We start from the raw sequence: 25,713 nt of genomic DNA, 5'->3' as shown, positions 1-25,713 counted from the left end.
GTCAAACTGGTGGCAGTTTACCAAAAAAGAAAGCCCCGCATAAGCGGGGCTGGATAATGCGAGTGGACATCTTAATCGCGGCTCGCAAAGCCCAGAATGCTCAGCAGGCTGACGAAGATGTTGTACAGCGAAACGTACAGGCTGACGGTGGCACGGATGTAGTTGGTTTCACCGCCACGGATGATATTGCTGGTTTCAAACAGGATTGCGCCTGAAGAAATCAGAATAAATACCGCGCTGATCGCCAAATGTAACGCCGGCAGTTGCAGGAAAATATTTGCAACCATACCAATCAGCACCACCACGATACCTGCCATCAGCATACCGCCGAGGAAGGACATATCCTTACGTGTGGTCAGTACATAAGCCGAGCAACTGAAGAAGACCAGCGCCGTACCGCCCAAAGCCATGGCGATAACATCACCCATGCCCGCAGACAGGTATGTGTTCAGTATCGGTCCCAGAATGTAGCCCAGGAAGCCGGTGAAAGCGAAAGCTGACAGAATACCAACCGGTTTATCAGCCGTTTTATAAGTCAGGAACATCAGACCATACATACCCACCAGCGTCAGGATAAGTCCCGGAGAAGGCAACATCAGTACGGTACTGGCAGTCGCAGTGATCGCCGAAAACGCCAGCGTCAGGCTGAGCAGGAAATAGGTATTGCGCAGCACCTTATGCGTGCTGAGTAGCGATGTACGATCGCGCGAAGAACTAATAATACGATCCATGAGTCACTCTCTTATGACAGATGTAATTAATGATGGAGGATAATGAAATCAAGGGGAATGACACAGCGGTTTTACCCATCTTTACGCATTTTAACCCGCCGGGCTCAAGCATATTATTTCAACAAAAGCTCCCGAATCAGATGTTAGCACTGTATGTGCAAAAATGTCAGATCCACATCTGCCAGGTAACTGAAAAATATTGCGTTATTCCCGAATCTCTCTGACAGTGACAACGGTGTCTACCTAAAACAGAGCAATAAGGTAAAGGGAATGATTCAACATAAATCGAAGATTTTGACGTTTACGCTGTTAGCTGTCTGTTTGATGTCTATTAACGGCGCGGCGAGAGCGGCTAATGTTCCCGCAGGAACACTACTTGCAGAAAAACAGGAACTGGTCAGAAATAACGGCAGCGAGCCAGCGTCGCTGGATCCGCATAAAGTTGAAAGCAACGTTGAGTTTAATTTAATCAGCGATATGTTCGACGGACTGGTGGCAGTTAAGCCCGATGGGTCTATTGAACCCCGTCTTGCCGCGTCCTGGGAGAACAAAGACAATACCGTCTGGACCTTTCATTTACGCCCGGGCATAACCTGGTCAGATGGTTCTGCTATTACCGCGCAGGATGTTGTCTGGAGCTGGCAGCGCCTGGTCTCGCCGCAAACGGCTTCACCTTATTCTTCGTATTTGGGCAATATGCATGTTGCAAACGCCCTCGATATTGCTCAAGGGAAAAAAGATCCCGCCACGCTGGGGGTAAAAGCCCTCGATGACAACACGCTGGAGATTATCCTGACGCAGCCGACGGCGGCGTTTCTGGCGATGCTGGCGCACCCGTCGCTGGTCCCGCTGGATAAAGTGCTAATAGGCCGCTTTGGCGATAAGTGGACCCGACCAGAACATTTTGTCAGTAGCGGACCGTACAAATTATCGCAGTGGGTGGTCAATGAGCGCATTGTTGCCGAGCGTAACCCACATTATTGGGACGATCGGCACACGATTATTAATAAGGTCACCTATTTGCCCATCAGTTCCGAGTCCGCTGACGTTAACCGCTATAAGGCTGGTGAAATCGACATTGTGTATAGCGTACCGGTCAATCAGTTCGCGCAGTTGAAGAAGACGATGGGCGATGAACTCCATGTTTCACCTCAGCTTTCGACTTATTACTATCAGTTCAATACGACCCGAGCGCCGTTTAATGACCCGCGCGTGCGTCGGGCGCTAAATATGGCGTTAGATAAAGACATCATTGCACAAAAGGTGATGGGGCAGGGGCAACGCGCGGCGTGGGTTATCAGCCAGCCGGAAATAGGGGGAGTTCAACTGCATGCGCCGGAATATGCGTCGTGGCCGCTCGAAAAACGTATTGCCGAAGCGAAGAAACTGCTGGCTGAAGCCGGTTTTGGCCCTGAACATCCGCTTAACGTAAATCTGCTCTACAACACCTTCGAAACGCACCAGCGTATTGCCATTGCCGCATCGTCAATGTGGAAGAAAAATCTTGGCGTAGAGGCGAAACTGCAAAATCAGGAATGGAAAACCATGCTGGATACTATGCATACCGGTAATTTTGACGTCGTGCGCTATGCGTGGATAGCCGATTATGATGATGCCTCAAGCTTCCTCAATATTTTCCGTACCGGTGATAGTGAAAATACAACGAAGTACAGTAATCCCGCCTTTGACGAAGCGATGCGAAATGCAGCGAAAGCAACTTCGCTCCAGGAGCGAGGCAAATACTACCAGCAGGCTGAAGACCTTTTAGGCGAGGATGTGCCAGCGATTCCGGTTTACCACTATGTCCGTACGCATCTCGTGAAGCCGTGGGTGGGGGGATTTGCGCCGGATAACCGGGGAAACTACTACACCAAAGATATGTTCATCAAAAAACATTGAGTGCTGCAGTCCTGCATTTGTGCTGAATAAACGGTCAATTTGTTGTTATTTCAGTCGATTAATAACATTTTGGCTGTTTTTCAGGCAAACGAACACATTGGTGCTTTACAGGTCCGTTCGGGATGTTTATAGTGCGCCTCATTGGAAGCGTGGCCGAGCGGTTGAAGGCACCGGTCTTGAAAACCGGCGACCCGAAAGGGTTCTAGAGTTCGAATCTCTACGCTTCCGCCAAACATGAAACCCAAGTCGTTATGCGACTTGGGTTTTTTCTTTTTTATTGGTTTCCAGTATGCCATTGCCGTCTGGTTCGCACTGCCGATCATGACCCGCCATATACCGCGATCGAGGTTGCGGGTGATGACTTTCATAGCAGTTTCAGTTTTTTCCAGTAACCAGCCGCCGCAGCGAAAATCCTGCTTCATAGCCCAGTCCAGAGCCGTTTTGCCACCGATACTTCGGTGATATCGTTAAGCTGGCGTATCTGTGTCTCAATCTGTGTCAGTGCAGCATTACGCCCTGTCACAATGGGCTCAACGCTGGTGGAGTAAATGACATCAGTATGATCGGTTAAGATTTCGGCGTCAGTAGGGGCTTGTTCAATATGGGGCAGCAGTACTGTAGAGTCGGTCGTATCTTCGTCGTTGTTGAATATACCAATTCAGTTGTAATAGGGATGCGGTTGCTGCATCCCTTTATAAACTATTAGAAGAAATCAATACGCGTATTGATTCCGATGGTGCGCCCCATATTGACCTGCGCGACGGCGCTGCTGCCGTTCATGTAACCATAGGTACGGTAACGACGGTCGAACAGATTATCGACATAGACGGAAATGTTCAGCCGTTCAGTCGCCTGCCAGCCTAGGCTGCTGTCCAGGGTGGCATAGGTGCCCTGCCGCAACTGGTTATCGCCATCGAAATAATGCGGCCCGACCAGATTAACCGCCAGTCGGGGCATCAGTGCGCCATAGCGCGTATCAATTACGCCGTTCACACTGCTACCTGCGCCATAACGTGGTACGAACGGCACCCGGTTGCCGTGATACAACTCACTGTCATTGGTGAATTCGGAACGGATCACGTTGCCATTGATATCCCACGACCAGCCTGGCGCAAACCGCCATTTCGCTTCAAGCTCAACGCCGGTAGCGTCGGCTTTCCCCGCATTGCTTAATGTCTGCATCCCAACCGGGCCAGAGTAGAGCTGCATGTCTTTGGTGTGGGTATAAAACGTCGCGGCTTGCAGCGTGACGTCTGCGGTTTCGTAGCGAGTGCCAAGTTCATAGTTGATGGATTTTTCTGCGACGAACGGTTTGGCATCAAGACCGGCAGTAGGCACGATGTTGTACCCGGAAGGTTTATATCCCTGGGCTACACGGGTATACACTCTCCAGTCGTCGGTCAGCATATAGCCTGCGGATAGCTGTCCGAGCACCTGATCGTCATTGCTCTTGCCCTGGTCGCCAAACGGGTTGCCGAGCATGCTGCCGTGATATTGTGTACTGGCCTTATCATGCGAGAAGCGCACGCCACCGCCGATATCAAATCGCTCGGTCAAATGCCAGGTCAGGTCACTGTATGCGGCCAGGGTTTCAGCGGTGGTATAGCCGGTACTGCTTAAATAAGGCATTGTCGGCATATCGTAGGCTGAATTTAACTTCTCGCGGGTGTTCTGCCGGTACAGCCCAAACACCATATCAACGGTACGCGTATCGCCCAGGGTAGCGGCGCGTAGCTCCTGTACATCCTGATTCCAGCGCTGAGGCATATTGACGATTAACGAACCGGAAGGGAAGGTGCGCGAATAATGCTGCTGCTGCCAGGCGCTGATCAGATTGAAAACCCACTCATCGGTGGTGTATTTTCCACTCAGGGTCTGGCTGTCAGTGCAGCGCCGCATGTACGGGTCTGGTGAACCATCGCTAAGTGAGAGCTTACGGCCCTTAATATCATTCCATCCCACATAGGCGTCCTGGGTAGCGCGGGTACATTCGCGTGAGGTGGCAAAGCCCATTTCCCAGGGCTGGTCGTCTGGGGCGAGACGCAGTTTCACATTCCCTATGCTGGCGCGGGTGCCGCCTAAGTCATCGCTTCCCGTCGCGGGGTTAATCATGTCGCCGTCATCAACCTGGCGTAACAGGGTGACGCTGCCGTACAGCAGGCCATCCTGAATAGGGCCACTCAGATTGAACTTACTTCGATAACTGTCGCGGCTGCTGACGCCGCCTTCAATATAGCCGCGCGGCGTGCTGTCCGGCTGCTGGGTGACGATGTTGATGATTCCGCCCTGAGCGCTTTTGCCATATAACGTTCCCTGTGGGCCACGCAGCAACTCCACGCTTTGTACATCGGTAAGCGCCTGGATGGTGTTGGTGGAAAGCTGAGGAACGCCATCGACATACAGGGTTACGGCGGGGTTATAGAAGTCCTGCGCCGAAGAGATGCCGCGTAGCGAGATCGTCGAAAAAAGCATGTTGCCGCTGTTTTCTATATTAAGCCCAGGCAAAACTCTGGGGAGTTTGTCGCTGGCGGTAACGCCGGCGTCGCTTAACTGTGGCGCGCTGACAACGGTAGACGAGACATTGTTGGCTGATGCCGAGCGGGAAGATTGTTTACTGGCGGTAACCACCAGCGTGCTTTCGTCTTGCTGTGAAGTCTGGGCATTAGCAATGGCGGGGAGCAATAATCCCCCCAAGGCCAGAGGATAAAGCCGTGTCATTTTCATTGTTGTGAGTCCCTGTAAGACGGCGAAACGCCAAAAATACCGACAATAGTGAATTGAAAATGATAACTATTTCTAATAGAGGTGCTACCCGAAACGGGTTTATTTATGCCCGTTTCGGGTTGGTGACTAGTGGAAAGAGCAGAGGCCCGGATGGGGTATCCAGGCCTCCGTCAGGGAGCAATTTATGGGGCGGGACCCCGGTTAAATCAAGCGTTTAAAGGTCGAGGGGGTTACGCCGAACTGTTTCTGGAAGGCGGCAGAGAAATGGCTGGCGTTGGCATAGCCCAGATCGGCCGCCACCGTCATGACTGAGGTATTGCCGTTAGCCAGTCGTTTTCTGGCTTCCTGCATTCGTTCAGCCTGAAACAGGCCATAGACGCTGTTGTTGAACAGAACGCGGAAGCCTCGCTTAATTTTGAGAACGCTCAGACCGGATTCTCTGGCCAGTTCCGCGACGCCCGGCGCTTGCGTTAGATCAGCCAGCAGCAGATCCTTCGCCCGCAGTAGTTTCTGGCGTTCCATCGGGTTGAAGTGGCAGGAGAGGCAACTGGCGTCTTCACGATGTTCATCCAGCACCAGACTGAGCATGACCAGACTTTGCCCCTGCAACCATAGCGTCGACGGCTTTTGTTCATGGCTGAAGCCGTCGTGCATGCGCATCAGCGCGTGACGCAAGGCCTGAGCCGTTAAGTGGGTTTCAGCATTACAACGCTGCTGCTGGCAACAGCAGTGGGAATCGATCTTATTCTTAATGGGCGCGCTAATATCCGGTACCCACTGCGCGAGAGTTTCAGGACTGAAGGAGAGGGTAATGCTCTCGAATCGGCCACAATAGGAGGCGCTGCCGCGGCAGTCTGGCGTATGGGTAATGTAATGGCGATTGCGCGTAAGCTCCCATTCGGTGCGGCGCCTGAGTCCCTGAATCGCAAATCGCGATGTGCCTTCCAGGATGCACGAGAAGTTAATCCTGCCCAGATCATCGTGTAGCTGCAACGTCTCAGGCCGCGCAAAATGGCCCCTCCAGAGCAAAATATCCATACCTTCCTGCAACGAATAGCGCAGCAGTTCACACTGAGCAGGAATATTGCCATCGTTTGCAGGTTTCCCGACCACCAACTGGTGAATAGAGATTTCAGATTGCGTTTGCGGTGACTCCGTCATGACCGGGTTATCTCCCTGTGGCTTAGACCAATGCGGGTAAAAAAAGAACTGAATGGGGTAGATGAGTTATTGATAATGGTTATTATTCACATTAATTATCAGAACGCCACCATGAATTGCCGTTTTTGGTGTCTGTAAAAATTCATCAGGAAATTCAGTTACTCCCATGTCATCTCAATCATCCAATACTGAATCACCGTCCCGATTTCCTCTCTGGCAGGTGATTACCCCTGTTCGCAGGAAGGTTATTTTAGCTATGGCGCTGGCAGGACTGGCGGCATTAACCAGCCTGGGGGCTCTTCTTTTTCTGGCGTGGAGTTTACGCGATATTCGTGCGACGCCAGACGATCTTCCGGTCTGGACGCTGGGCGGCTTGATCGGCTGCGTGGTCTTAACTTTTGTTCTGCGCCTACTGGCGTTTAACACTTCTCATTATGCGGCTTTTCATCTGGAGAATATTCTGCGCAGCAGGCTAGCCCGTAAAGCATTGCAGCTTCCGCCTGGTGTGTTACAGCAAATGGGTAGCGGGGCAGTGGCGAAAGTGATGCTGGATGACGTGAAGTCGTTACATATCTTTGTGGCCGACAGTACGCCGCTCTATGCCCGCGCGATCATCATGCCGCTGGCGACAATCGTTATCTTGTTCTGGCTGGACTGGCGGCTTGCAATCGCGACGCTGGGGGTACTGGCGTTTGGCTTAATTGTTCTCGTGCTCACCCGCCAGCGTTCGGAAGATATGGCTCAGCGTTATCATAAGGCGCGTGAGCAAGTCAGCGCGGCGGTTATTGAGTTCGTACAGGCCATGCCCGTAGTGAGAATGTTTGATAGCGGCAGCACCAGTTTTTTGCGTTATCAACGCGCTCTTGAAGAGTGGGTCGATGTGCTCAAAACCTGGTATCGCAAAGCCGGTTTTTCAGCGCGTTTCTCATTCTCAATTCTGAATCCTCTCCCGACCCTGTTTGTCCTGATTTGGTCGGGATACGGCCTGTTGCATTATGGCAGTCTCGATTTTATCGCGTGGGTAGCCGTTTTACTGCTGGGCAGCGGAATGGCCGAAGCTGTGATGCCAATGATGATGCTCAATAATCTGGTCGCGCAAACACGTTTAAGCATTCAACGTATTTATCAGGTTCTCGCGATGCCGGAGTTATCGCTGCCGCTGTTTGACCAGCAACCGAAAGAGGCGAGCATTACCTTCGAGCAGGTGAGCTTTCATTATCCGCAAGCGCGTACTGGCGCCGCGTTGCAGAAGGTAAGCTTTCATGTGCCCGCCGGGAAAATTGTGGCGCTGGTTGGGCCTAGCGGTGCCGGAAAAAGCACAGTGGCGCGCTTGCTGCTGCGTTACGCCGATCCGGACAAAGGCCATATCCGTATTGGCGGCGTGGATCTGCGCGATATGCAGACGGACACCTTAATGAAGCAACTCTCGTTTGTGTTTCAGGACAACTTCCTTTTTGCCGACACGATAGCCAATAACATTCGTCTGGGTGCACCGGATACGCCGCTGGAGGCGGTAATCGCCGCGGCCAGAGTGGCGCAGGCCCATGATTTTATTAGCGCGCTGCCAGAAAGTTACAACACGCGAGTTGGGGAACGCGGCGTATTTCTCTCCGGTGGCCAGCGGCAGCGCATCACCATCGCCCGGGCGCTTTTACAAGATCGCCCCATTCTGGTACTCGATGAGGCGACGGCGTTTGCTGACCCGGAAAACGAGGCGGCGCTTATCAAGGCGCTCGCGGCAGCCATGCGTGGCAGGACGGTCATCATGGTCGCGCATCGACTCTCAATGGTGACTCAGGCCGATGTGATATTGCTGTTTTCCGACGGACAGCTCAGGGAAATGGGGAGCCATACGCAACTGTTGGCGCAGGGGGGGCTGTATCAACGGCTCTGGCAACACTATCAGCAGGCGCAGCATTGGCTGCCGGGTGGAACACAGGAAGAGGTGGCGGAAAATGAAAGACAATAATCCTGCGGATAACCTCGCCTGGCGCGTCATCTGGCGCCAGCTTATCTCCAGCGTTGGCAGCCAGGCCAGGATGCTGCGACGCTGTATGCTAGCCTTGTTGCTGGCGGCATTTATGCAGGGGATCGCCTTTGCCTGTCTTTATCCGATCATTGATGCGCTGTTACGGGGAGACGCGCCGCAACTTCTCAATTGGGCTGTGGCCTTCAGCGTTGCTGCATTTGTGACGCTGGCGCTACGCTGGTATGGCCTGGGCTTTGAATACCGTGGTCATCTGGCGCAGGCCACCCATGAGTTACGCCTGCGAATAGGGGAGCAGTTACGTCGCGTGCCGCTGGAAAAGCTCCAGCGCGGCAGGGCGGGCGAAATGAACGCCTTACTGCTGGGCAGCGTGGATGAAAACCTCAATTATGTTATTGCGATAGCCAATATTTTGCTGCTCACCATCGTCACGCCGCTGACGGCGTCACTGGCGACTTTGTGGATAGACTGGCGGCTGGGGCTGGTGATGTTGCTAATTTTCCCTCTGCTGGTGCCGTTTTATTACTGGCGCCGCCCGGCGATGCGGCGACAAATGCAGACGCTGGGGGAAGCGCACCAGCAGCTGAGCGGAGATATCGTTGAGTTTGCTCAGGGGATGATGGTATTGCGTACCTGCGGCAGCGATGCTGAAAAAAGCCGGGCGCTGCTGGCGCATTTCAATGCGTTGGAAAACTTACAGACCCGCACCCATCGTCAGGGCGCAGGCGCGACGATGCTGATCGCCAGCGTCGTGGAGTTGGGCCTGCAGGTGGTGGTGTTATCCGGGATCGTCTGGGTGGGGACGGGTACTTTGAACCTCGCCTTTCTGATTGCCGCCGTCGCGATGATTATGCGCTTTTCAGAACCGATGGCGATGTTTATCAGCTACACCTCAGTTGTGGAACTGATCGCCAGCGCCCTGCAACGGATTGAGCAGTTTATGGCGGTAGCGCCGCTTCCCGTTGCAGAGCAAAGCGAGATGCCGGAACGTTACGATATCCGCTTTGACAACGTCAGCTATCGCTACGAAGAAGGCGACGGCCACGCGCTTAATCATGTTTCTTTGACGTTCCTGGCAGCCAGTATGAGCGCGCTGGTGGGTGCCTCCGGCGCAGGCAAAACCACAGTCACTAAACTGTTAATGCGCTATGCCGATCCACAGCAAGGGCAGATTTCTATTGGCGGCGTAGATATTCGTCGCCTGACTCCGGAACAGCTCAATAGTCTGATTTCTGTTGTTTTCCAGGATGTCTGGCTGTTCGATGACACACTGCTGGCGAATATCCGTATCGCGCGCCCACAGGCGACGCAACAGGAGGTGGAAGAGGCCGCCCGCGCGGCACAGTGCCTTGAGTTTATTTCCCGTCTTCCGCAAGGCTGGCTGACGCCAATGGGGGAGATGGGCGGTCAGCTTTCGGGCGGCGAACGCCAGCGAATTTCTATTGCCAGGGCGTTATTGAAAAACGCGCCGGTCGTCATTCTCGATGAACCGACCGCAGCGCTGGATATTGAAAGTGAGCTGGCGGTGCAAAAAGCGATCGATAATTTGGTTCACAACCGGACGGTGATTATCATTGCTCACCGTTTATCCACCATCGCCGGGGCCGGAAACATTCTGGTGATGAAAGAAGGGCAGGTGGTTGAGCAGGGTACCCATGCGCAATTGCTCTCTCAACATGGACGTTATCAGGCAATGTGGCAGGCGCAATTGGCCGCGCGCGCGTGGCGCGACGTAGGGGTTTCCGCGCCTGGAGTATGGGAACATGAGTGATGTTCAGTCGAATGTGAAACCACTGACGTTGACGGCCGGACGGGTGATTTTTGCTATTGCCGGCGTCTATGTGACACAAAGTCTGGTATCGGCGCTGTCTATGCAGTCATTACCCGCGCTGGTGCGAGCTGCAGGCGGTTCGCTGGCGCTGGCCGGTGCGACAACCCTGTTCATGCTGCCCTGGGCGCTGAAGTTTATTTGGGCGCCGTGGATCGAACGCTGGCGGCTTCCGCCCGGCAGCCAGGAACGCCGTTCCCGCATGTTAATTCTGCGTGGTCAGGTTGTGTTAGCGGCGATCCTGACGATTGCCGCAGCGATTGGCTGGTTCGGGCGAGAAGGGGGATTTCCCGATACGCAAATCGTCGCGTTATTTGTTCTGTTTATGGTGGCAGGCACGGTTGCCTCCACCATTGATATCGCCAGCGACGGCTTTTGCGTCGATCAACTTACCCGTGCGGGTTACGGCTGGGGAAACAGCGTGCAGGTCGGCGGTAGCTATCTGGGAATGATGTGCGGAGGCGGGGTGTTCCTGATGCTGTCGGCATCATCCGGCTGGCCTGTCGCCATGCTAATGATGGCGGTGTTGATTATGGCGCTGTCATTCCCGTTGTGGCGTATTAAAGAGCCGAAGCGAACAGCGACTATCCCGCATGTTCCGGCCTTAGGTTATGCGCTAAGCAGGGAACAGACGCGCCTGGGCTTACTGCTGGTATTAATGCTGAATTCAGGCATGCGATTTGTGCTGCCCCTTCTGGCTCCGCTGTTGTTGGATCATGGGTTAAGCATGTCAGCGTTGGGCGCGCTGTTCAGCGGCGGCAATATTGCAGCGGGAATAGCAGGAACGCTGGCCGGCGGATTACTGATGCAATACACCTCACCCGGCAGAGCGCTGTTGACGGCTTATGGCATCCAGGGGATCGCGCTGCTGGCGGTGGTGATGACGCTCCTGATAACGCCGGGTCATCTGCTGCTGTCGATTCTCCAGTGTCTGGTTATTGTCCAGTCCATTTCGCTGGCCTGCGCGCTGGTCTGTCTTTACGCCACGCTGATGTCGCTTTCATCGCCTTTGCAGGCCGGGGTCGACTTCACCCTCTTTCAATGTACTGACGCGGCAATCGCCATTCTGGCAGGCGTTATCGGCGGCGTTGTTGCTCAACATTTTGGCTATGTTGTCTGCTTCCTGTTTGCCGGGGGATTAACGTTGCTGGCGGCGTGGATTGCTTATATCCGGCTGCATTCGGCAAAAGAATTGATGACAAGCGCAATTGATTGATCCGGGAATAATACAGAGAGTTAAGGGTTAAAAATCAGTGAATTTTTACACCTGACGTTACCAGAGGAACAATGGCTGCCGACGAATTTCTGGTGTCTTACGCCAGTTTGCAGAAGAAGAGTGTTATGTCTATGAGCGTCAGCTATGTGGGTATTTAGGCAAAGGCTGCCAGGCTCGGTTGCACATAAATGCCGACGGAACGCAGCTATTTTTCGGGTTCCACATTGTTCTGAGGGTAGGTGTCGACCGGCGAGCACAACCCCGCCGCGTTTCCACAACCACTGTCGGAATCCGGGAACAGCCAGTTTATTTAGCCCACAACCACGCACCTTAAAGCGTTTTCGGCGATGTTATTGATTTCCATCTAGCCAGTACTGCAGCATGCGTACATGACATTAATGTTGAAGATGATTAATCTGCCCGGATAGCTTTAGTCAGCGCTCTGGACTTTTGGCCTGCCTTGCAGGCGATCCCTAATTTCCTCATGAATATAATCCAGCAAAGCATATCTTTTCCTGTATTCTGAGCGTTTTTTACTGGGAAGCGCATTAAATGACTTACGCTCGACATTCACCGGTAACTGATACCAGTTACTATATGGACGGCCAGCAATCGATTCCCAAAAATCACTGTATGTGGCAACAAAGGACTTACGTTTCTTATACCGGTATCTCAGTTGCCTGAAAACATGACTTTGTTCGCTGACTGCTAAAACATCAGAAATATCACAGCAACTCATTAATGAGCACAGAGCCTCATAAACGATCCGCTTAGGAAATAGTCCATAGCAGGCCTTAGTTGCATCCCTAATAACGTCAGGTCCAATATTTTTTGGAGCACCCTGTAAACCACCAATAAACGCACAATGCCCTTTTGGCGTTGGGATAATAGAGAATGACAAACGAGCGACCGGGATCGTGTTATAATAGAGCGACAACATCAGTTCTCCCTCGCGATCAAAACCGCCAGAAGAGCAATAAATATTAAGCTCCTCACCATTTTTCCCATTAAACTGAGTCAATAATACATCACTGTCCGGAAATAAAAATTCCTGATATTTTACTGGCAGACTCTGGATAAAACGGTAATGTCCAATGATATTTTTACGTCGAGTCTTGGTTAGTCCACCTTTATGTAAATAAGGGCGATGAATTTTGGCCGGCAACGTAGGTTGTATTTCCAGGATCTTATTCGCTTCACTAAGTGAACATAACTCATAAAAATAAAGAATACTGGAGGCAGGATTGATTATGCACCGTAAAAGATACATGAATCGAAATTTCTTGTTCTTCCATTTGCCATGCAGAGAACCACGAGCCAGTACGATGTTTGTCAGAAATTTTAAAAATGATACATTTTTCATAAATATCGCGTGTTAATCTGTTATTTAGTGTTAAAATTTTTTCGCTCGTAAATCATAACCCTTGATTGGCACATTCAGAATGAATAATAGCTTCATTTCTGGGCGCAACACTTTTCCATTTGGACAGGAGAGAGTTATAAAACCCAAATCTCTGACGGAAATGGACAGGCATTAACTAATTTTTAATTATACAGAGTGAAACCTATATATTTATTAAACAAAGTGCTTTTACAGGCATTGCTATATTCTATGAGATGATGAGTGTATTCTTAAGATAGAGATGGGGACATTAAACTTCAGTTTAAACAAGGTATTACAGCCTCTACCGTAAGCTGCTTAACAGAACCGTATAGATATTTATTTTTCATTTAGATCAACTGCTTAGTTTGGAATGTTTGGCGATCCATGATGGAAAGTCGCTGAAAGGCGAGGATGTGGTCGGTGTGATGGAGGGGGGGTGGGTGCTGGGCAAGCGCCTGCCGGTATGTATTCATTCTCAAATGACATGGCTCCGGCTAAATTCATCCAAAGTCTCTGGAAAGACAAAGATCTCTGATTTAGCACTGCAATGATTTAGGTCAGGGTCAATTTGGCCAAGATCTCAAAAAATGCTTGGAACTAAAACGGGTCTATTAACAGAATCAACAAGTCAACTAAGATTAGCTTAACTGACTTGTTACTCGTCCCATCCTTTTTTAAAATGGTTCTAGCTATCCATACTCTCCGGATACGGATAGCCAGCACTATTTAAAATTTCGGTAAGAGTGAATGCTTCACCAATGTTAGGCCACTCAATACTGTTTTTTGTTATTCTATAGTTTTTTAAATCTTTTATATTTGCCTGCTTAAGCAATGGGAACCAAATGAAAGGGACCGATATAATGAGTCCATTTTGTAACTCAAGACAAATATGATGGGCGGAATACCGTATTTTTTTAACTTGTAACATAAGAGACCTTAAGGTAAGTTAATGTATGGAACACGCTTCATTGAATTGTTGTCAGATAATTTGATTATTTTCCATAAATATCTTTCGATAGTATCCAGTATTGGTAACGTCGATTCCCTTGGGCGGTGATACGTATCGAATGAAGATTAACATGCCATCCTCCGTCACTGTCAGGTGATTCATCAAAGATAACAGTACCAGTAAGAAAACCTTCATCGATTAAAAGAGCCATATACGCATAGGTTTCTTTTGTACTACCAATTGATTTAACTAATTGATTCCACTCGTGATGATTTATTCTTGAGGGAAGTGCTGTTTTGAAAGCATTTAAAATATGCATTTGTTTATTTTCATCTATAATCATTATGGCTACTCCTGTTGATTATTAATGTAATTACTTATTGAGTCTTAGATGGATTTTACCAAAACCAATAAAAATCAAAACAATAAAAAATAAATGCTGCAATTAATATCACCCAGCATAATGCTAACATGATATTTTGTGTTTTTTTATTTCTCTCTAGCGGTTGCATATTTCTTGCCTTTTCATTGATAAGTGTACTTACACCTTGTAGTATCTAACCTTCCTAAATACCCTTAGTAAAAATGAACTGCAAAAGTTGTATTTTCCTTGCACGAACAGCACCTGCACAAGAGTTAAGATAGTAATCGAACGTTCTTCTAAATATAGGGGGGTAATCATCTTCCAAAAGATGCCATGAAGAGTTAAAACGTTGCTCCCATGCTATTAAAGTCTTGTCATAATCTGTACCGAAATTGTGTAAGTCTTCTGTAACAAACCAAGTTTCACTCGCACTCGATATTTGAGAAATTGACGATAAACTGTCATGTTGGAAAATATACTTGTTTATCCATGGATCTACATTATGGTCAGTTTTGTTCGAACAGATAGTATGGAGTAAAAATAAGCCACTTTTTTTTAAAAGCTGATTAATAATATTAAAATAAGTCAGATGGTTTTTAGCTCCAACATGTTCAAACATACCTATCGAGACAATGCGATCAAAGGTTTGTGTAAGTGTTGGGAGATCTTGATAATCAATTAACTTAAAATCTATATCTAATGAGCTACAACGGATACTGGCCATTCTTATTTGCTCGGCTGAGACAGTTACTCCCGTTACTCTAACTCCATAATTTTCAGCCGCATACGCAGCAAGCCCCCCCCAGCCACAACCGATATCTAATAACGTCATTCCTTTTTTAAGCTGCAATTTTTCACAAATAAGTTTTAACTTATTCTGTTGCGCTGTATGTAAATTTTCCGCATTACGCCAATAACCACAAGAGTATTGCATATAAGGATCGAGTATTAAACAGAACAGGCGATTACCAAGATCATAATGATCTGTACCTGCTATCCAGGCCCACTTATTTGATTGCATGTTGAGCAATTTTTCTCCAGCAAGCCTGACCATGTTCTTCATGTTCCTTTTTATTATCCCGTCCAGGTCAGCGCGGAGAGTTTTGGTAACCATTTCATCCAGCTTTTCACAATCCCACCAGCCATCCATATAGCTTTCACCGAGGCCAAGAGCGCCTTGCTGTAAAACTCGCTTGAAAAAACGGTTATCATGTACCTGAATGTCGAATGGTCGAGAACCATTAATTTTGATATCAGCTTCATAAAACAGTCGCTGAGCCAGATCATACCATTGATCATGTTGGCCTTTTCGTACTGTGTTCAATGGATATTTATTCCTGGAATAATAATTATTATTATTCATGAATTAACTCTCTTGTAACTTTTTTTTACAGCTGTAAATAAAAGAAGTCGACCTCCACGTTAACATCTCAATTTCTCGCGGAGTCTTACCATTTTTAAGATGTTGAAGGATTGTTTCACGGTCTTCGTTGATGTTTTTACGACAGTTATACTGGTTTCTTTCTGCATCTTTCAGTCGACTACTAAGGAGTGTGGTCAGTTTTCTTTGTTTCATTATAGCAGTTGACTTCATATCCCCATCACTAATTGACTGAATTTCTCGCCAGACCGATATCGCACGGCGTAACAATCCCATGGATTCAAGTTCATTGGCTTTATTCATCAGTTCCAACGTTTTCTTCATAGTAGGAAGATACCTTTTTATATTCTGTCATTTGTAATACAAATCTGCTTGATGTTTATTTGAAAATATAATGAATTATACGAATAATGATCATTGATGAATGGAATGAGTTTTTTAAGTAGTTGTTTTATAATCGATTATCGTCGTTTTTTATATGGTGTGATTGCTATGATTTATCAATTTTGAAGGCGGCAAATATGTTTCAATATATTAATCTGGACTACGCCTGAGAAAATTTTTATTACTTGTTGTTCGTATATGTTTTGTTTAGTTTTTCAATGCTAATTTTGGATTGTGAATCACTGCGTTAATGTAATAACTAACGTTATATTTTCCAGGTTGTATTGTTCATGCCAGCAGTGGATTACATTTTTTTTACGATAACCAATCGTTACCTGTAAGGTTTGCCTTTGCTATGTCACAAGTATATGCTTCTTCATAGATATATAGACATCAAGATAATTATTTTTTAAATATAGGTTTGTTAAAATGAAATCAAAAGAAATACTGGCTGGAATAATGATGGCCTCAACGATGCTGATGTCAGGTTGTTCAACTTATGATTCGGTGCAGGTGAAACCGAAAAAGCTTGAGAATAATTACTCTTATTACCTTCTCAATCCGCCACTGTACGAAGGTGATGTTGTACAGTACAAATTAAAAGATGGTAGCCATGATACTGTTACTGTTCAGACAACCACACCGCGGGCGCTGCTTACAAGTACCGGGCAGGCGGTTTCCTTTGATGATATGGTTTCGCTTGATAAAAAAGACATATCGAAAGGAAAAACAGCAGCAGCAATAGGGGCTGGCGCTGGAGTAACCGCAGTTGTCATCGTTGCTGTATTTGCTGTAGCACTCGGTGCGGGCTTTGCAGCAATAGCTGCCGGAGGTTAAAACTATTCAAGTCACGTCGTGACTCAGCCGCTCCCATTTAACAATATGTTATGTAACCTATGGCCTGAGCTCACATTGCTATCGAATTCATGAAGCCTAAGCACACAGTTGGTTGTCAGCAGGCAATTTTGTGTAGCGAGTCCGTCTGAGCATCGATAGAGCGACCCATCAAGTCATGCAGGGCATCTGAGGCGAACTGATATCCCATTCGGGTAATGAATTTAGCGACAATAAATACGACCAGTAAATCCATAAAGTGCAGCCCCAGCAAATTCCCGGTGATACCGAACGCCACCACTACGGATGATGCAGCATCGGATCGCGCGTGCCAGGCATTCGCAATAAGTAGTGAAGAGTTATGCCTCGGCCGGTCGCAAGCATATATCTAAAGAGAGTCTCCTTAATCGCTAGAGCCAGTAAAGCAATCCATAATGCGATCGTTTTACTTCCTGATGAGACTGTCCGTGAAAGAGCTTATTACCGGCAGACCACAGCATCCCTGGACCAACAAAAAACAGAATGTCCCCAATAATAAATTTCGCACCATTCTCGAAACGCAGATTTCCGTAATGGTGGTCATCATCAGAGTCTCGCTGGATTTATTATTTTCTACCATGATAACAAAGTCAGAAATAAGTCTAAAAATGAGTGAAGGCCATCAGAAATCAACCCTTGAGAACCAAGGGGCATGCCAGCAACGAATTGAACAATTTAAAGAAAAAGCTCTAATCATTACACTTGTACGATAGTGAGGTAGCAGAGGCTCTGGTCAGTGTTTTGGGTTGAACAGAATGACTGAGGCAGGCATGTCAGAAAACATGCTTATTGCCTGAAAATGGACTTTTTTTTGCCAGCAGGCTTGAACTGAACCCGATGTATTCAACAAAGCCCATTGTTATTAAAAGGAATGAATATGCATAACAACTGTAATGATTAGCTCGTCCATGAGGTAATCATTATCCCCCTTAAATTACGCGCTGGCGGCAATCAGCCCATTGAGAGTGTCGCTTATCTTCTCAACCATCGTAGAAATACTTTCCTTGGTTCTCTGATTGCGCTCGATGTTAATGCTGAAAATATCTGTTATTGTGCTGGGATGCCCGCCAAGAAGACATACCCGGTCTGAAAGCATTACCGCTTCTTCAACGCTGTGGGTTACCAGGAGCATCGAGCGTGTTTTAATAACCCTATTTTCCCACATTTCGATGAGATCCTGGCGTAGCTTGTTGCCGGTGAATATATCCAACGCGGAGAAAGGTTCATCCATCAGTAAAAGATCCGGCTCAACCGCCAGTGCCCGGGCAAACCCGACACGCTGGCGCATCCCCCCCGAGAGCTCCCGTGGATAAGATTTTTCATAGCCGATGAGGCCAATCAAATCCAACATGTCCATCGTCCTTTTACCGACTTCATCAGACGAAAGTCCCAGTGCTTGCAGCCCAAGAGCCACACTATCGAACACATTTAACCATGGGAATAGCGCAAATGATTGAAAGACCATACTGGTATTTTTTCCCGGCCCATTAACTGGCTGATCGCAGCACACGATGGAACCAAAATCAGGTTCGACAAGACCGGCCACCATTCGCAGCAGCGTGGATTTACCCGAACCAGAACGCCCAAGTAATGCAACAATCTCATTCTCCTTAACCTCAAGATTAATATGTTCTAGCACAACAACTTTTTGTTCCCGGTCTTTTTTGAAAGATTTAGAGATGTTTTTAACTTCTAATACAGCTTTTGAATGCTTCATAACATGTCCTGATGGCTGATTATTAATCATTAGTCGAATTTGAAACGGTTTTCTGCATAGCGATACATGGGTTGCCAGATGAAAATAATGCACAGTAGAACCATGAAACACATTGCCAGGCATCCCAGTGCTTCTTGCTGATTTAGGCCGGCATCGCTGGCGAGAGAGATAAAGGCACCGAGCCCATGAGTTTGTAATGTAATTTTTCCCCAGTTCAGTACTTCAGCGGCAATTGCGGTATTCCATGCCCCCCCAGCTGCTGAAATAACTCCAGTGACGATATAAGGGAAAATTGCCGGAAGTGTGAATTTACTCCACCACAGCCATCCACGAAGATGACAAACTTTACTCGCTTCAACCATTTGGCTGGGGATCATCGATGTGCCCGCGATGACGTTAAAAAGCACATACCATTGTGTACCCAGCATAATCATCGGGATGGTCCAGCTCCCCAGGTCCTGGTGCCATACCACAATCATAAAAGCAATCAACGGGTAAAAGACGTTGGCAGGAACCGCGGCTAAAACCTGGATAATCGGCTGGAAAAAACGTACCAGTTTAGGCCGTAGACCGATCCAGACGCCAAGCGGCGTAAAAATAATGACGCTGAGCACCATGGCCGCAATGACCCTCGCAGCAGTCAACCCCATCCAGCCGGGAAGTGAAGCCAGATATTCCTTAGGAATGAATAACCACAGCTGGTGGCCGTAATAAATGCATCCAACAACGATAGCCAGATACCATAGATTTGACCAAAGCCAGTTCATTTGTCCCAGGAAAGCAAACAAGCGATGAAGTCGTAACCCGTACCATGCTTTTGGTAATACAAATAACCAGAATAGGGAGAAACGTTTGCAGGCGAGCCCCAGTCCTCGCCCTGTCATTGAATTGCTCAGGCATTGATAGAACCATGAACTTGGTACCTTTCTGTCACTCACATCCTCGTACTTAAACTGATGGGCATAGCGGACCAGCGGACGGAACAGTAATTGGTCAAAGATGATGATATTAACGATTAGCGCTAATACTCCCCGGACGACGCCAGAAGGACTACCTTCCTGAAGCGCAATACCAATATAAGAGCCAACACCCGGTAAATTTGTACTGCCTCCTCCTACTGTCAGCATCTCTGAGGCAATCAACGCAAACCAGGCGGCAGACTGCGATACCATCGTATTCCACAGTAACCCCGGGAACGAATAGATGAATCCCAGACGCCAGAATTTCTGCCAAGGGTTATAGCGGAATACTTCCGTCGCTTCTGCCAGCTCGTTGGGTACCACTCTGAGTGTCTGGTACAGCGTCAGCATCATATTCCATGCTTGTGCGGTAAAGACTGCGAATATCGCTAAACCTTCAAGCCCCATAACGCTGTGCGGATAAAGACCGAGGAAAAAGGCGGTGGTGAAAGTCAGGAATCCAACTAACGGGACAGATTCCATAAAGTTGACTAAGGGCAAAATGACGCGTCTCATAGGCGCAAATTTTGCTGCCAGCACCGCAAAGACGATTGAAAATAGCATTGAATAAAATAGCCCGATTACCAGGCGCATGGTGGTACGAAGCGTGTAATAAGGAAGAACATGATAATCGAGGCTTAGTGCGGGTAAGTCGTGCCCATTGAATGCGCTATGCATCCCCCGCCAACCGTAGATAAAGAGGACAATACTTGCCACAAGAATAAAACAGACAACCATATCGTTAAGCACAGAAGTCGTCTTGCTTCTATGTTTTGTCAAAGCATGCATAATAAGAATCTCCGCTCATTATTCACGCTCAGGGGATGACCTTCACTGAACATGAGTGAATAATGCAGGATGAAATTTATAAACCCAAAATGGCCATAGAGGCGCGTCAGCTTAACTCAAGCCTCTATGGTACATTACGAATTAAGGCAGTAACGTGTTGATATAATCCTCAACAGCACGCTGTCTTTTATTTGCAAGTTTTTGCAGGAACCCACTGACGAAAGACTTTCCGCTAGCGAGCTTTTTATTGATGGCGAGTGGTGATGAATTCCGGACGGGCAGACAGGCATCCGCCAGAGTTGAAAAATGAATGGTGCTATTAGCATCAACATAAAAAATATAACGTTTGGTTGTGAGCAACATGCTACACCTCACCTAAGTGCATTAAATGAAAGGCCATTAACCGACAGTTTCAAGGCAACTGTCATGACCACCTCCATTGCATACACCTGATTTCAATGCAGATAGTCAGCCTGTGCTTAGCCCTCTCGATGGAGGTTCATCAGAAATGTTATGCGTCATAGCGCTTCTCCTCTTGAAGATACGGGGTTAATTTAGTTATGGCGGGATGATTTTCGATAAGAACATCACGCTAATTATTAGTTATTTTGAGGCGCAATCACATGTTAGGTGAAATTACTGCCCACCGGGACCGGCAAGCAGCGACAGGAACATTTTTGCTAGCTTGCCTTGTTATTTAATTTAGGGTAACTGTCCAACGAATAACTCCTGTTTGAAAGATGCCTTATTATAGCTATGTGGCTTGAACGGTAAATTAAAAAATCACTTCTGGTTATGAATTGTTTAGCTATGACAAGGTAAGAGTTAATGTTTCAAAATAATACGGATTGAATCGCTATGGATAATCCAGACACTCCCTGCCGTTAATGGACTGACCCCACCATCACAGCCGGGTAAACGAGGATACAACAAACCTATACATTGTCGAAAATATCGTTACATCGATGATCTGCAACAGTCATGATTCGTTTCATTGTGATTAGAGGGGCCATCATTAATGATTTTTAGACTATTGATGAGTCTATCTGGTTCTGTTGACTTAAAAACTGAAGTTCAGGAAAAACTGTGATGCCGGTTTTTCAGATAGCCAGCAGGAATATGCACCGGTCTAATAAACTCAGACCGTATTGATTGCGCGTTACGAATAATCCTTAGTCAGCAAATGATTAGAATTGTATATTGATTTTGATCAATTTTACGGCGATTTAGTTCAATGTAAATATCGATCGATTACGCCTTTCGTGATAGTCAATGGCTATCAATAATAATTAATTGATCGTTTTTGTTGATCAATATGTCTACGCATACTATCCTCGGCTTGTTTTCTGCACAAATTTGGTTCTTTTTTTGTTCAATTGGGCCGAGGTCTTTATGAAGTAACTTGAGCTCCGTGAACCGACGCAGAAACAGCGGCCGATGATGCGTGCTCTTATCGAACAGGGTAGGAGCATCTACCGCCTCAGGTTAAGTTGGCTGAATAAGCTGGGTCTGCGAATACGGATACGACTCGATGGAACGCTGATCCCGGCATTTCCTTGAGGATGGTGAACCTGCATGTTGGATAATTCATTCTCTTAATTAAACGAGGTTTTTACATGATATTAAAACTGATTCCGATTGCTTCGCTAGTTTTTCTGGCGGCCTGTTCATCCTCTGGCGCGGCTCATTCCCCGGACAATAAGTCAGTCAGTAAAAATATGACCCCGTCAGTAAAGTACGCCAGCGGAAGAAACTCCCTGACTCCGGTTTATACTATTACTTCCAGCAACAACAGTTGTGTGGATAATTTTAATTTTCTGCGGCGTGCCGGAAGTGAGCAGTATCAAAAATATTCACAGGACTATATAAAAATTGGCAACGGGTATACGTTTCTGAACACCAATAAAAATATTATGGGGGACGATGCGAAAGCAGTATATACCATGAGGCTTGATATGAGGCTGGATACCTTATGTAACCGCGTTAATTATGCTGGATATCAGGTTGTTAAAGCAAAAATAAAAGAGCTATACGGAATTTAAGCTATTTCCTTGGCTGTCTGTCCGGAAATAAATGGTGCCGGGTGCATACTACATGAGGCACTAATGCCGGGTTGTGGAGATAATCATAAAAATACTGAAAGGGTAAGAGAGGCTTGTGATGGAAATGGCACTGACTCTTTTTCTTACGCTGTTATGCATCCTGTTTTATATTGGATGCCTGACCGGTTTTTTTTTGTAATCTGCAGAATGATATTATATATCTCCTGTCCGTTTTTTAATCTGTGTTTATTATTCTAATGATGGAATAGTCCATGTCCCCTGACATCAGACGTAATGCTTTTATTGCATGGCTGCTTATTATTATACAGTTTATTACACCCGTACTGACGCTGCTTCCGGCACCGGTTCGTGCGGATGTGGATATGTCTGCAGATATGCAGGGGACAATTCATGGACTGAACTCACTTATATTTGGAGAACCGGCGGGGCATCACGACTCCCCGCCAGTAGTTTCTGGCGAAGGGCAAACTGTAGCGCCTGTGGTCCCACTCTCTGCCGGCCCGCAAGGTCAGCGGGCAGTCCCCGATGCCAGACTGATTCCGGAGCCCAGGGTATCACCCGGTCTGCCAGATCTGACCCGGCCGGTACTGGGGCAGGGGAGGCCGCTGAAGGTTCCGTCAGAAAACATGTTGGAGAGGCATGTTGCGGGACGGTCGTCTGAACCTGAAGGGACGCTGGCCTCCGGTGCCATGCAGATGGGGTCCATGTTCTCCAGCGAGAACAGAACGGATGCTGCCATTAATTATGCCCGGGGAGTTGGCGAAGGACTGATTAACCAGAGAGTAAACGACTGGCTCAATCAGTTCGGTAACGCTAAGGTCTCGCTGGGGAGCGGCGGGCAGTTTTCCGGTGATATGCTCATTCCTCTTCACGACACCGACCAGAATCTTATTTTTACCCAACTGGGCGTTCGCCGGGGCCAGGAGAGAAATACAGTTAACCTCGGTGCCGGCTACCGGACGTATATGGACGACTGGATGCTGGGTGGAAACGTTTTCTATGACTATGACTATACGGGTAAAAACCGGCGTCTTGGTGGCGGTGCAGAGCTGTGGCGCGATTACCTGAAGCTGGGGGTTAACGGTTATATTCGGCTGACGAACTGGCACCAGTCGGTACTTTCAGAGATGGAGGACTACGATGAGCGTCCGGCAAACGGTTTCGACATACGTGCTGAGGGATATCTGCCCGCCTGGCCCTATCTCGGCGGTAGCCTGAAATACGAGCAGTATTTCGGCAGGGGCGTCTCCGTCAGTGACAGCACCAGTCCTGACACCCTGAAGGACAATCCTGCCGTGCTGACTGCGGGCCTGAGTTACACCCCTTTCCCCCTGATGACCCTTTCTGCCAGCCGCTCGGTTGGTGACTCAAATGATACCCGAATGGCCCTGGATATTAACTATCGGCTGGGAGTGCCGTGGTATCAGCAGGTCAGCCCCGATAACGTGGATTTAATGCGCAGTCTGGCCGGCAACAAATACGATTTTGTTGACCGCAATTACAACATTGTTATGCAGTACCGTAAGCAGGAGTTGCTGCGCATAGGGCTGCCGGAGCGGCGTAGGGCACAGGCGATGGAAACCATCACCATTCCGCTGACGATCGCAAAGGTCAAGTACGGCCTGAAGAGGGTTGACTGGTCGGTTTCTCCGGAGCTGATGGCCCGCGGTGGACGCTACAGAATACTGACTCCCACGGAAATTGAGGTGATGCTGCCGGCCTATATATTCAGCGGTGATCAGAAAACGCCGCAGACGTATCAGATCAGCGCGATGGCGACGGACAACCATGACAACCAGTCCAATACGGCAACGATGCAGATTGACGTTGTGCCATCCGATAACGGGGTGACTATCAAGTCGGACAAGAATAATGCGAAGGCGGACGGTCAGGGTACGGACAGCGTGCTGGTGCAGGTGACGGACAAAAAGGCGGGTCAGGTGGTGGCGCTGACGGCGGACAACGGGGCGGTCATCGCGAAGACGGTGACCACGGACGAGAAAGGCCAGGCGACGGCACCACTGACCAGTATGGTGGCAGGCGCCAGCACGGTGACGGCGACGATGCTTAACGGTAACTACGATACAACTGAGGTTCACTTCGTAGCAGACAGCGCGACGGCGCAGGTGAAGTCGGTTCTGCTGCAGGGGAATGAGGTCAGCAGGGTTGCCGACGGCAACAGCAGCTTCCGCTACGCGGTGATGGTGACGGACGCGAACGGCAACCCGGTGTCGGACCAGACGGTGACGGCGCAGGCGGACAAGCCTGACCATGTGACGGTGGCGGCGGACGGTGCCACCAATGCCGCTGGTCAGACAACGGTGACGCTGACGAGCACCACGACGGCGGTGTCGGACGTTCAGGTGAGCGTGAGGGCGGGCAGCACCGGCAGGATGGTGGACGCGGATAAAAAGGTCAGCTTCGTGGCAGGGGCCGTGTCGCCGGACAAGTCGGACTTTGTTGCCGCCCCCGATCACATTGTGGCGGACGGTCAGGCGGTCTCGACGCTGACGCTGACGCTGCGGGACAGCAACGGCAATGCGGTGTCGGGCCAGGCCGCGACGCTGAGCGCGAAGGTGGCGGGCGCGGGTGACACGCAGGTGACGGGGTTCACGGAGGGGACGGCGGGACGCTATACGGCCGGGCTGACGGGGACGGAAGCGGGGCAGGCGACGGTGCAGGCGATGCAGGGGGCGAGTCCGGCGAGCAACGATAAGCCGGCGGTGACCCTGACGGCGGACGCGGGCACGGCGCAGGTGAGCGCCCTGGCGGTGACGCAGGACGGCGCGAAGGCGGACGGTGAGGACGCGGACAGCGTACAGGTGCAGGTGACGGACGCACATGACAACCCGGTGGCGGACCAGGCGGTGGCGCTGACGGCGGACAACGGGGCGGTCATCGCGAAGACGGTGACCACGGACGAGAAAGGCCGGGCGACGGCGCCGCTGACCAGTAAGGTGGCGGGCCTCAGCACGGTGACGGCAACGCTGGGTGACAGCAGCCAGACCGCGACGGCGCACTTTGTGGCAGACGGCGCGACGGCGCAGGTGAAGTCGGTTCTGCTGCAGGGGGATGAGGTCAGCAGGGTTGCCGACGGCAGCAGCAGCTTCCGCTACGCGGTGACGGTGACGGACGCTAACGGCAACCCGGTGGCGGACCAGACGGTGACGGCGCAGGCGGACAAGCCTGACCATGTGACGGTGGCAGCGGACGGCGCCACCAACGCCGCTGGTCAGACAACGGTGACGCTGACGAGCACCACGACGGCGGTGTCGGACGTTCAGGTGAGCGTGAGGGCGGGCAG

At 49.2% G+C, this 25,713-nt stretch carries 20 protein-coding genes, 1 tRNA gene and 3 pseudogenes; 10 read left to right on the top strand and 14 right to left on the bottom strand.

The window, feature by feature from the left end; all coding sequences use genetic code 11:
• Positions 1-71 precede the first annotated feature (71 nt).
• On the bottom strand, positions 72-731 hold the full coding sequence (yccA, locus tag OGV80_RS17250) for an FtsH protease modulator YccA (RefSeq protein ID WP_043015806.1): 660 nt from the start codon (positions 729-731) through the stop codon (positions 72-74).
• Between the two features lie 270 nt (positions 732-1,001).
• On the opposite strand from yccA, the gene OGV80_RS17245 reads away from it, so the two are divergent.
• Entirely contained in the window at positions 1,002-2,630 is a 1,629-nt protein-coding gene (locus OGV80_RS17245) for an ABC transporter substrate-binding protein (protein ID WP_047412258.1), read from the top strand.
• Between the two features lie 143 nt (positions 2,631-2,773).
• Positions 2,774-2,861 (top strand) — tRNA-Ser (locus OGV80_RS17240).
• Between the two features lie 95 nt (positions 2,862-2,956).
• Here OGV80_RS17240 and OGV80_RS17235 read toward each other — a convergent pair.
• From OGV80_RS17235 to ybtA, 3 genes and pseudogenes are all read right to left on the bottom strand, one after another.
• A pseudogene (locus OGV80_RS17235) lies at positions 2,957-3,231 on the bottom strand (DUF4942 domain-containing protein); the annotation flags it as partial.
• A 101-nt stretch (positions 3,232-3,332) separates the two neighbouring features.
• Positions 3,333-5,354, bottom strand: a complete 2,022-nt coding sequence (gene fyuA / locus OGV80_RS17230) for a siderophore yersiniabactin receptor FyuA (RefSeq protein WP_087052638.1) — start codon at positions 5,352-5,354, stop codon at positions 3,333-3,335.
• A gap of 201 nt (positions 5,355-5,555) precedes the next feature.
• Positions 5,556-6,515 (bottom strand): yersiniabactin transcriptional regulator YbtA, encoded by a 960-nt coding sequence (ybtA, locus tag OGV80_RS17225; protein ID WP_043015810.1) that lies wholly within the window; start codon positions 6,513-6,515, stop codon positions 5,556-5,558.
• A 256-nt stretch (positions 6,516-6,771) separates the two neighbouring features.
• On the opposite strand from ybtA, the gene ybtP reads away from it, so the two are divergent.
• From ybtP to OGV80_RS17205, 4 genes and pseudogenes are all read left to right on the top strand, one after another.
• Entirely contained in the window at positions 6,772-8,484 is a 1,713-nt protein-coding gene (gene ybtP / locus OGV80_RS17220) for a yersiniabactin ABC transporter ATP-binding/permease protein YbtP (RefSeq protein ID WP_167373424.1), read from the top strand.
• Positions 8,471-10,273, top strand: a complete 1,803-nt coding sequence (ybtQ, locus tag OGV80_RS17215; RefSeq protein WP_087052639.1) for a yersiniabactin ABC transporter ATP-binding/permease protein YbtQ — start codon at positions 8,471-8,473, stop codon at positions 10,271-10,273. The genes ybtP and ybtQ overlap by 14 nt, the downstream gene beginning before the upstream one ends.
• Complete coding sequence (gene ybtX / locus OGV80_RS17210) at positions 10,266-11,546, top strand: yersiniabactin-associated zinc MFS transporter YbtX (protein WP_087050464.1); 1,281 nt, start codon at positions 10,266-10,268, stop codon at positions 11,544-11,546. The genes ybtQ and ybtX overlap by 8 nt, the downstream gene beginning before the upstream one ends.
• 33 nt (positions 11,547-11,579) lie before the next feature.
• A pseudogene (locus tag OGV80_RS17205) lies at positions 11,580-11,760 on the top strand (salicylate synthetase); the annotation flags it as partial.
• On the opposite strand, the pseudogene OGV80_RS17200 reads toward OGV80_RS17205, so the two are convergent.
• From OGV80_RS17200 to OGV80_RS17180, 6 genes and pseudogenes are all read right to left on the bottom strand, one after another.
• Positions 11,755-11,901, bottom strand: a pseudogene (locus OGV80_RS17200) (IS66 family transposase); the annotation flags it as partial. The pseudogenes OGV80_RS17205 and OGV80_RS17200 sit on opposite strands and share 6 nt — an antisense overlap.
• 75 nt (positions 11,902-11,976) lie before the next feature.
• On the bottom strand, positions 11,977-12,909 hold the full coding sequence (locus OGV80_RS17195; protein WP_043015814.1) for a VirK/YbjX family protein: 933 nt from the start codon (positions 12,907-12,909) through the stop codon (positions 11,977-11,979).
• A gap of 706 nt (positions 12,910-13,615) precedes the next feature.
• Positions 13,616-13,858: a DUF2442 domain-containing protein gene (locus OGV80_RS24430; RefSeq protein ID WP_043015815.1), complete on the bottom strand. Its 243-nt coding sequence runs from the start codon at positions 13,856-13,858 to the stop codon at positions 13,616-13,618.
• Between the two features lie 64 nt (positions 13,859-13,922).
• A complete protein-coding gene (locus tag OGV80_RS17190) occupies positions 13,923-14,222 on the bottom strand; it encodes a hypothetical protein (protein WP_043015816.1) in 300 nt (99 codons plus the stop codon).
• A 223-nt stretch (positions 14,223-14,445) separates the two neighbouring features.
• Complete coding sequence (gene cfa / locus OGV80_RS17185; protein ID WP_080625433.1) at positions 14,446-15,606, bottom strand: cyclopropane fatty acyl phospholipid synthase; 1,161 nt, start codon at positions 15,604-15,606, stop codon at positions 14,446-14,448.
• A 3-nt stretch (positions 15,607-15,609) separates the two neighbouring features.
• Positions 15,610-15,948, bottom strand: a complete 339-nt coding sequence (locus tag OGV80_RS17180; RefSeq protein WP_043015817.1) for a hypothetical protein — start codon at positions 15,946-15,948, stop codon at positions 15,610-15,612.
• A 489-nt stretch (positions 15,949-16,437) separates the two neighbouring features.
• Here OGV80_RS17180 and OGV80_RS17175 point away from each other — a divergent pair, with 489 nt between their 5' ends.
• Positions 16,438-16,845: a hypothetical protein gene (locus OGV80_RS17175; protein ID WP_047412240.1), complete on the top strand. Its 408-nt coding sequence runs from the start codon at positions 16,438-16,440 to the stop codon at positions 16,843-16,845.
• Between the two features lie 115 nt (positions 16,846-16,960).
• On the opposite strand, the gene OGV80_RS17170 is transcribed toward OGV80_RS17175, so the two are convergent.
• Entirely contained in the window at positions 16,961-17,188 is a 228-nt protein-coding gene (locus OGV80_RS17170) for a cation diffusion facilitator family transporter (RefSeq protein WP_236019705.1), read from the bottom strand.
• A gap of 121 nt (positions 17,189-17,309) precedes the next feature.
• On the opposite strand from OGV80_RS17170, the gene OGV80_RS17165 reads away from it, so the two are divergent.
• The gene (locus OGV80_RS17165) at positions 17,310-17,594 is read left to right on the top strand and encodes a hypothetical protein (protein WP_140389853.1); all 285 of its coding nucleotides are present in this window, start codon (positions 17,310-17,312) and stop codon (positions 17,592-17,594) included.
• Between the two features lie 221 nt (positions 17,595-17,815).
• Here the strand turns inward: OGV80_RS17165 and OGV80_RS17160 are convergent, their stop codons facing one another.
• The 3 genes from OGV80_RS17160 to OGV80_RS17150 form a co-directional block, all read right to left on the bottom strand.
• Complete coding sequence (locus tag OGV80_RS17160) at positions 17,816-18,598, bottom strand: ABC transporter ATP-binding protein (RefSeq protein WP_043015819.1); 783 nt, start codon at positions 18,596-18,598, stop codon at positions 17,816-17,818.
• 29 nt (positions 18,599-18,627) lie between these two features.
• The gene (locus OGV80_RS17155) at positions 18,628-20,346 is read right to left on the bottom strand and encodes an ABC transporter permease subunit (protein WP_043015820.1); all 1,719 of its coding nucleotides are present in this window, start codon (positions 20,344-20,346) and stop codon (positions 18,628-18,630) included.
• A gap of 141 nt (positions 20,347-20,487) precedes the next feature.
• Positions 20,488-20,709 (bottom strand): hypothetical protein, encoded by a 222-nt coding sequence (locus OGV80_RS17150; protein WP_043015821.1) that lies wholly within the window; start codon positions 20,707-20,709, stop codon positions 20,488-20,490.
• A gap of 1,253 nt (positions 20,710-21,962) precedes the next feature.
• Here OGV80_RS17150 and OGV80_RS17145 point away from each other — a divergent pair.
• Positions 21,963-22,388, top strand: a complete 426-nt coding sequence (locus OGV80_RS17145; RefSeq protein ID WP_286515396.1) for a YuaE family lipoprotein — start codon at positions 21,963-21,965, stop codon at positions 22,386-22,388.
• 725 nt (positions 22,389-23,113) lie between these two features.
• A partial coding sequence (locus tag OGV80_RS17140; protein WP_286515394.1) for an inverse autotransporter beta domain-containing protein occupies positions 23,114-25,713 on the top strand: 2,600 nt, incomplete at its 3' end.

Source organism: Citrobacter sp. Ce119 (genome assembly GCF_030334525.1).
Lineage (GTDB): Bacteria > Pseudomonadota > Gammaproteobacteria > Enterobacterales > Enterobacteriaceae > Citrobacter > Citrobacter europaeus.
The sequence above is the reverse complement of the archived record's forward strand: the minus strand, read 5'-3'. Positions and strand labels throughout refer to the sequence as shown.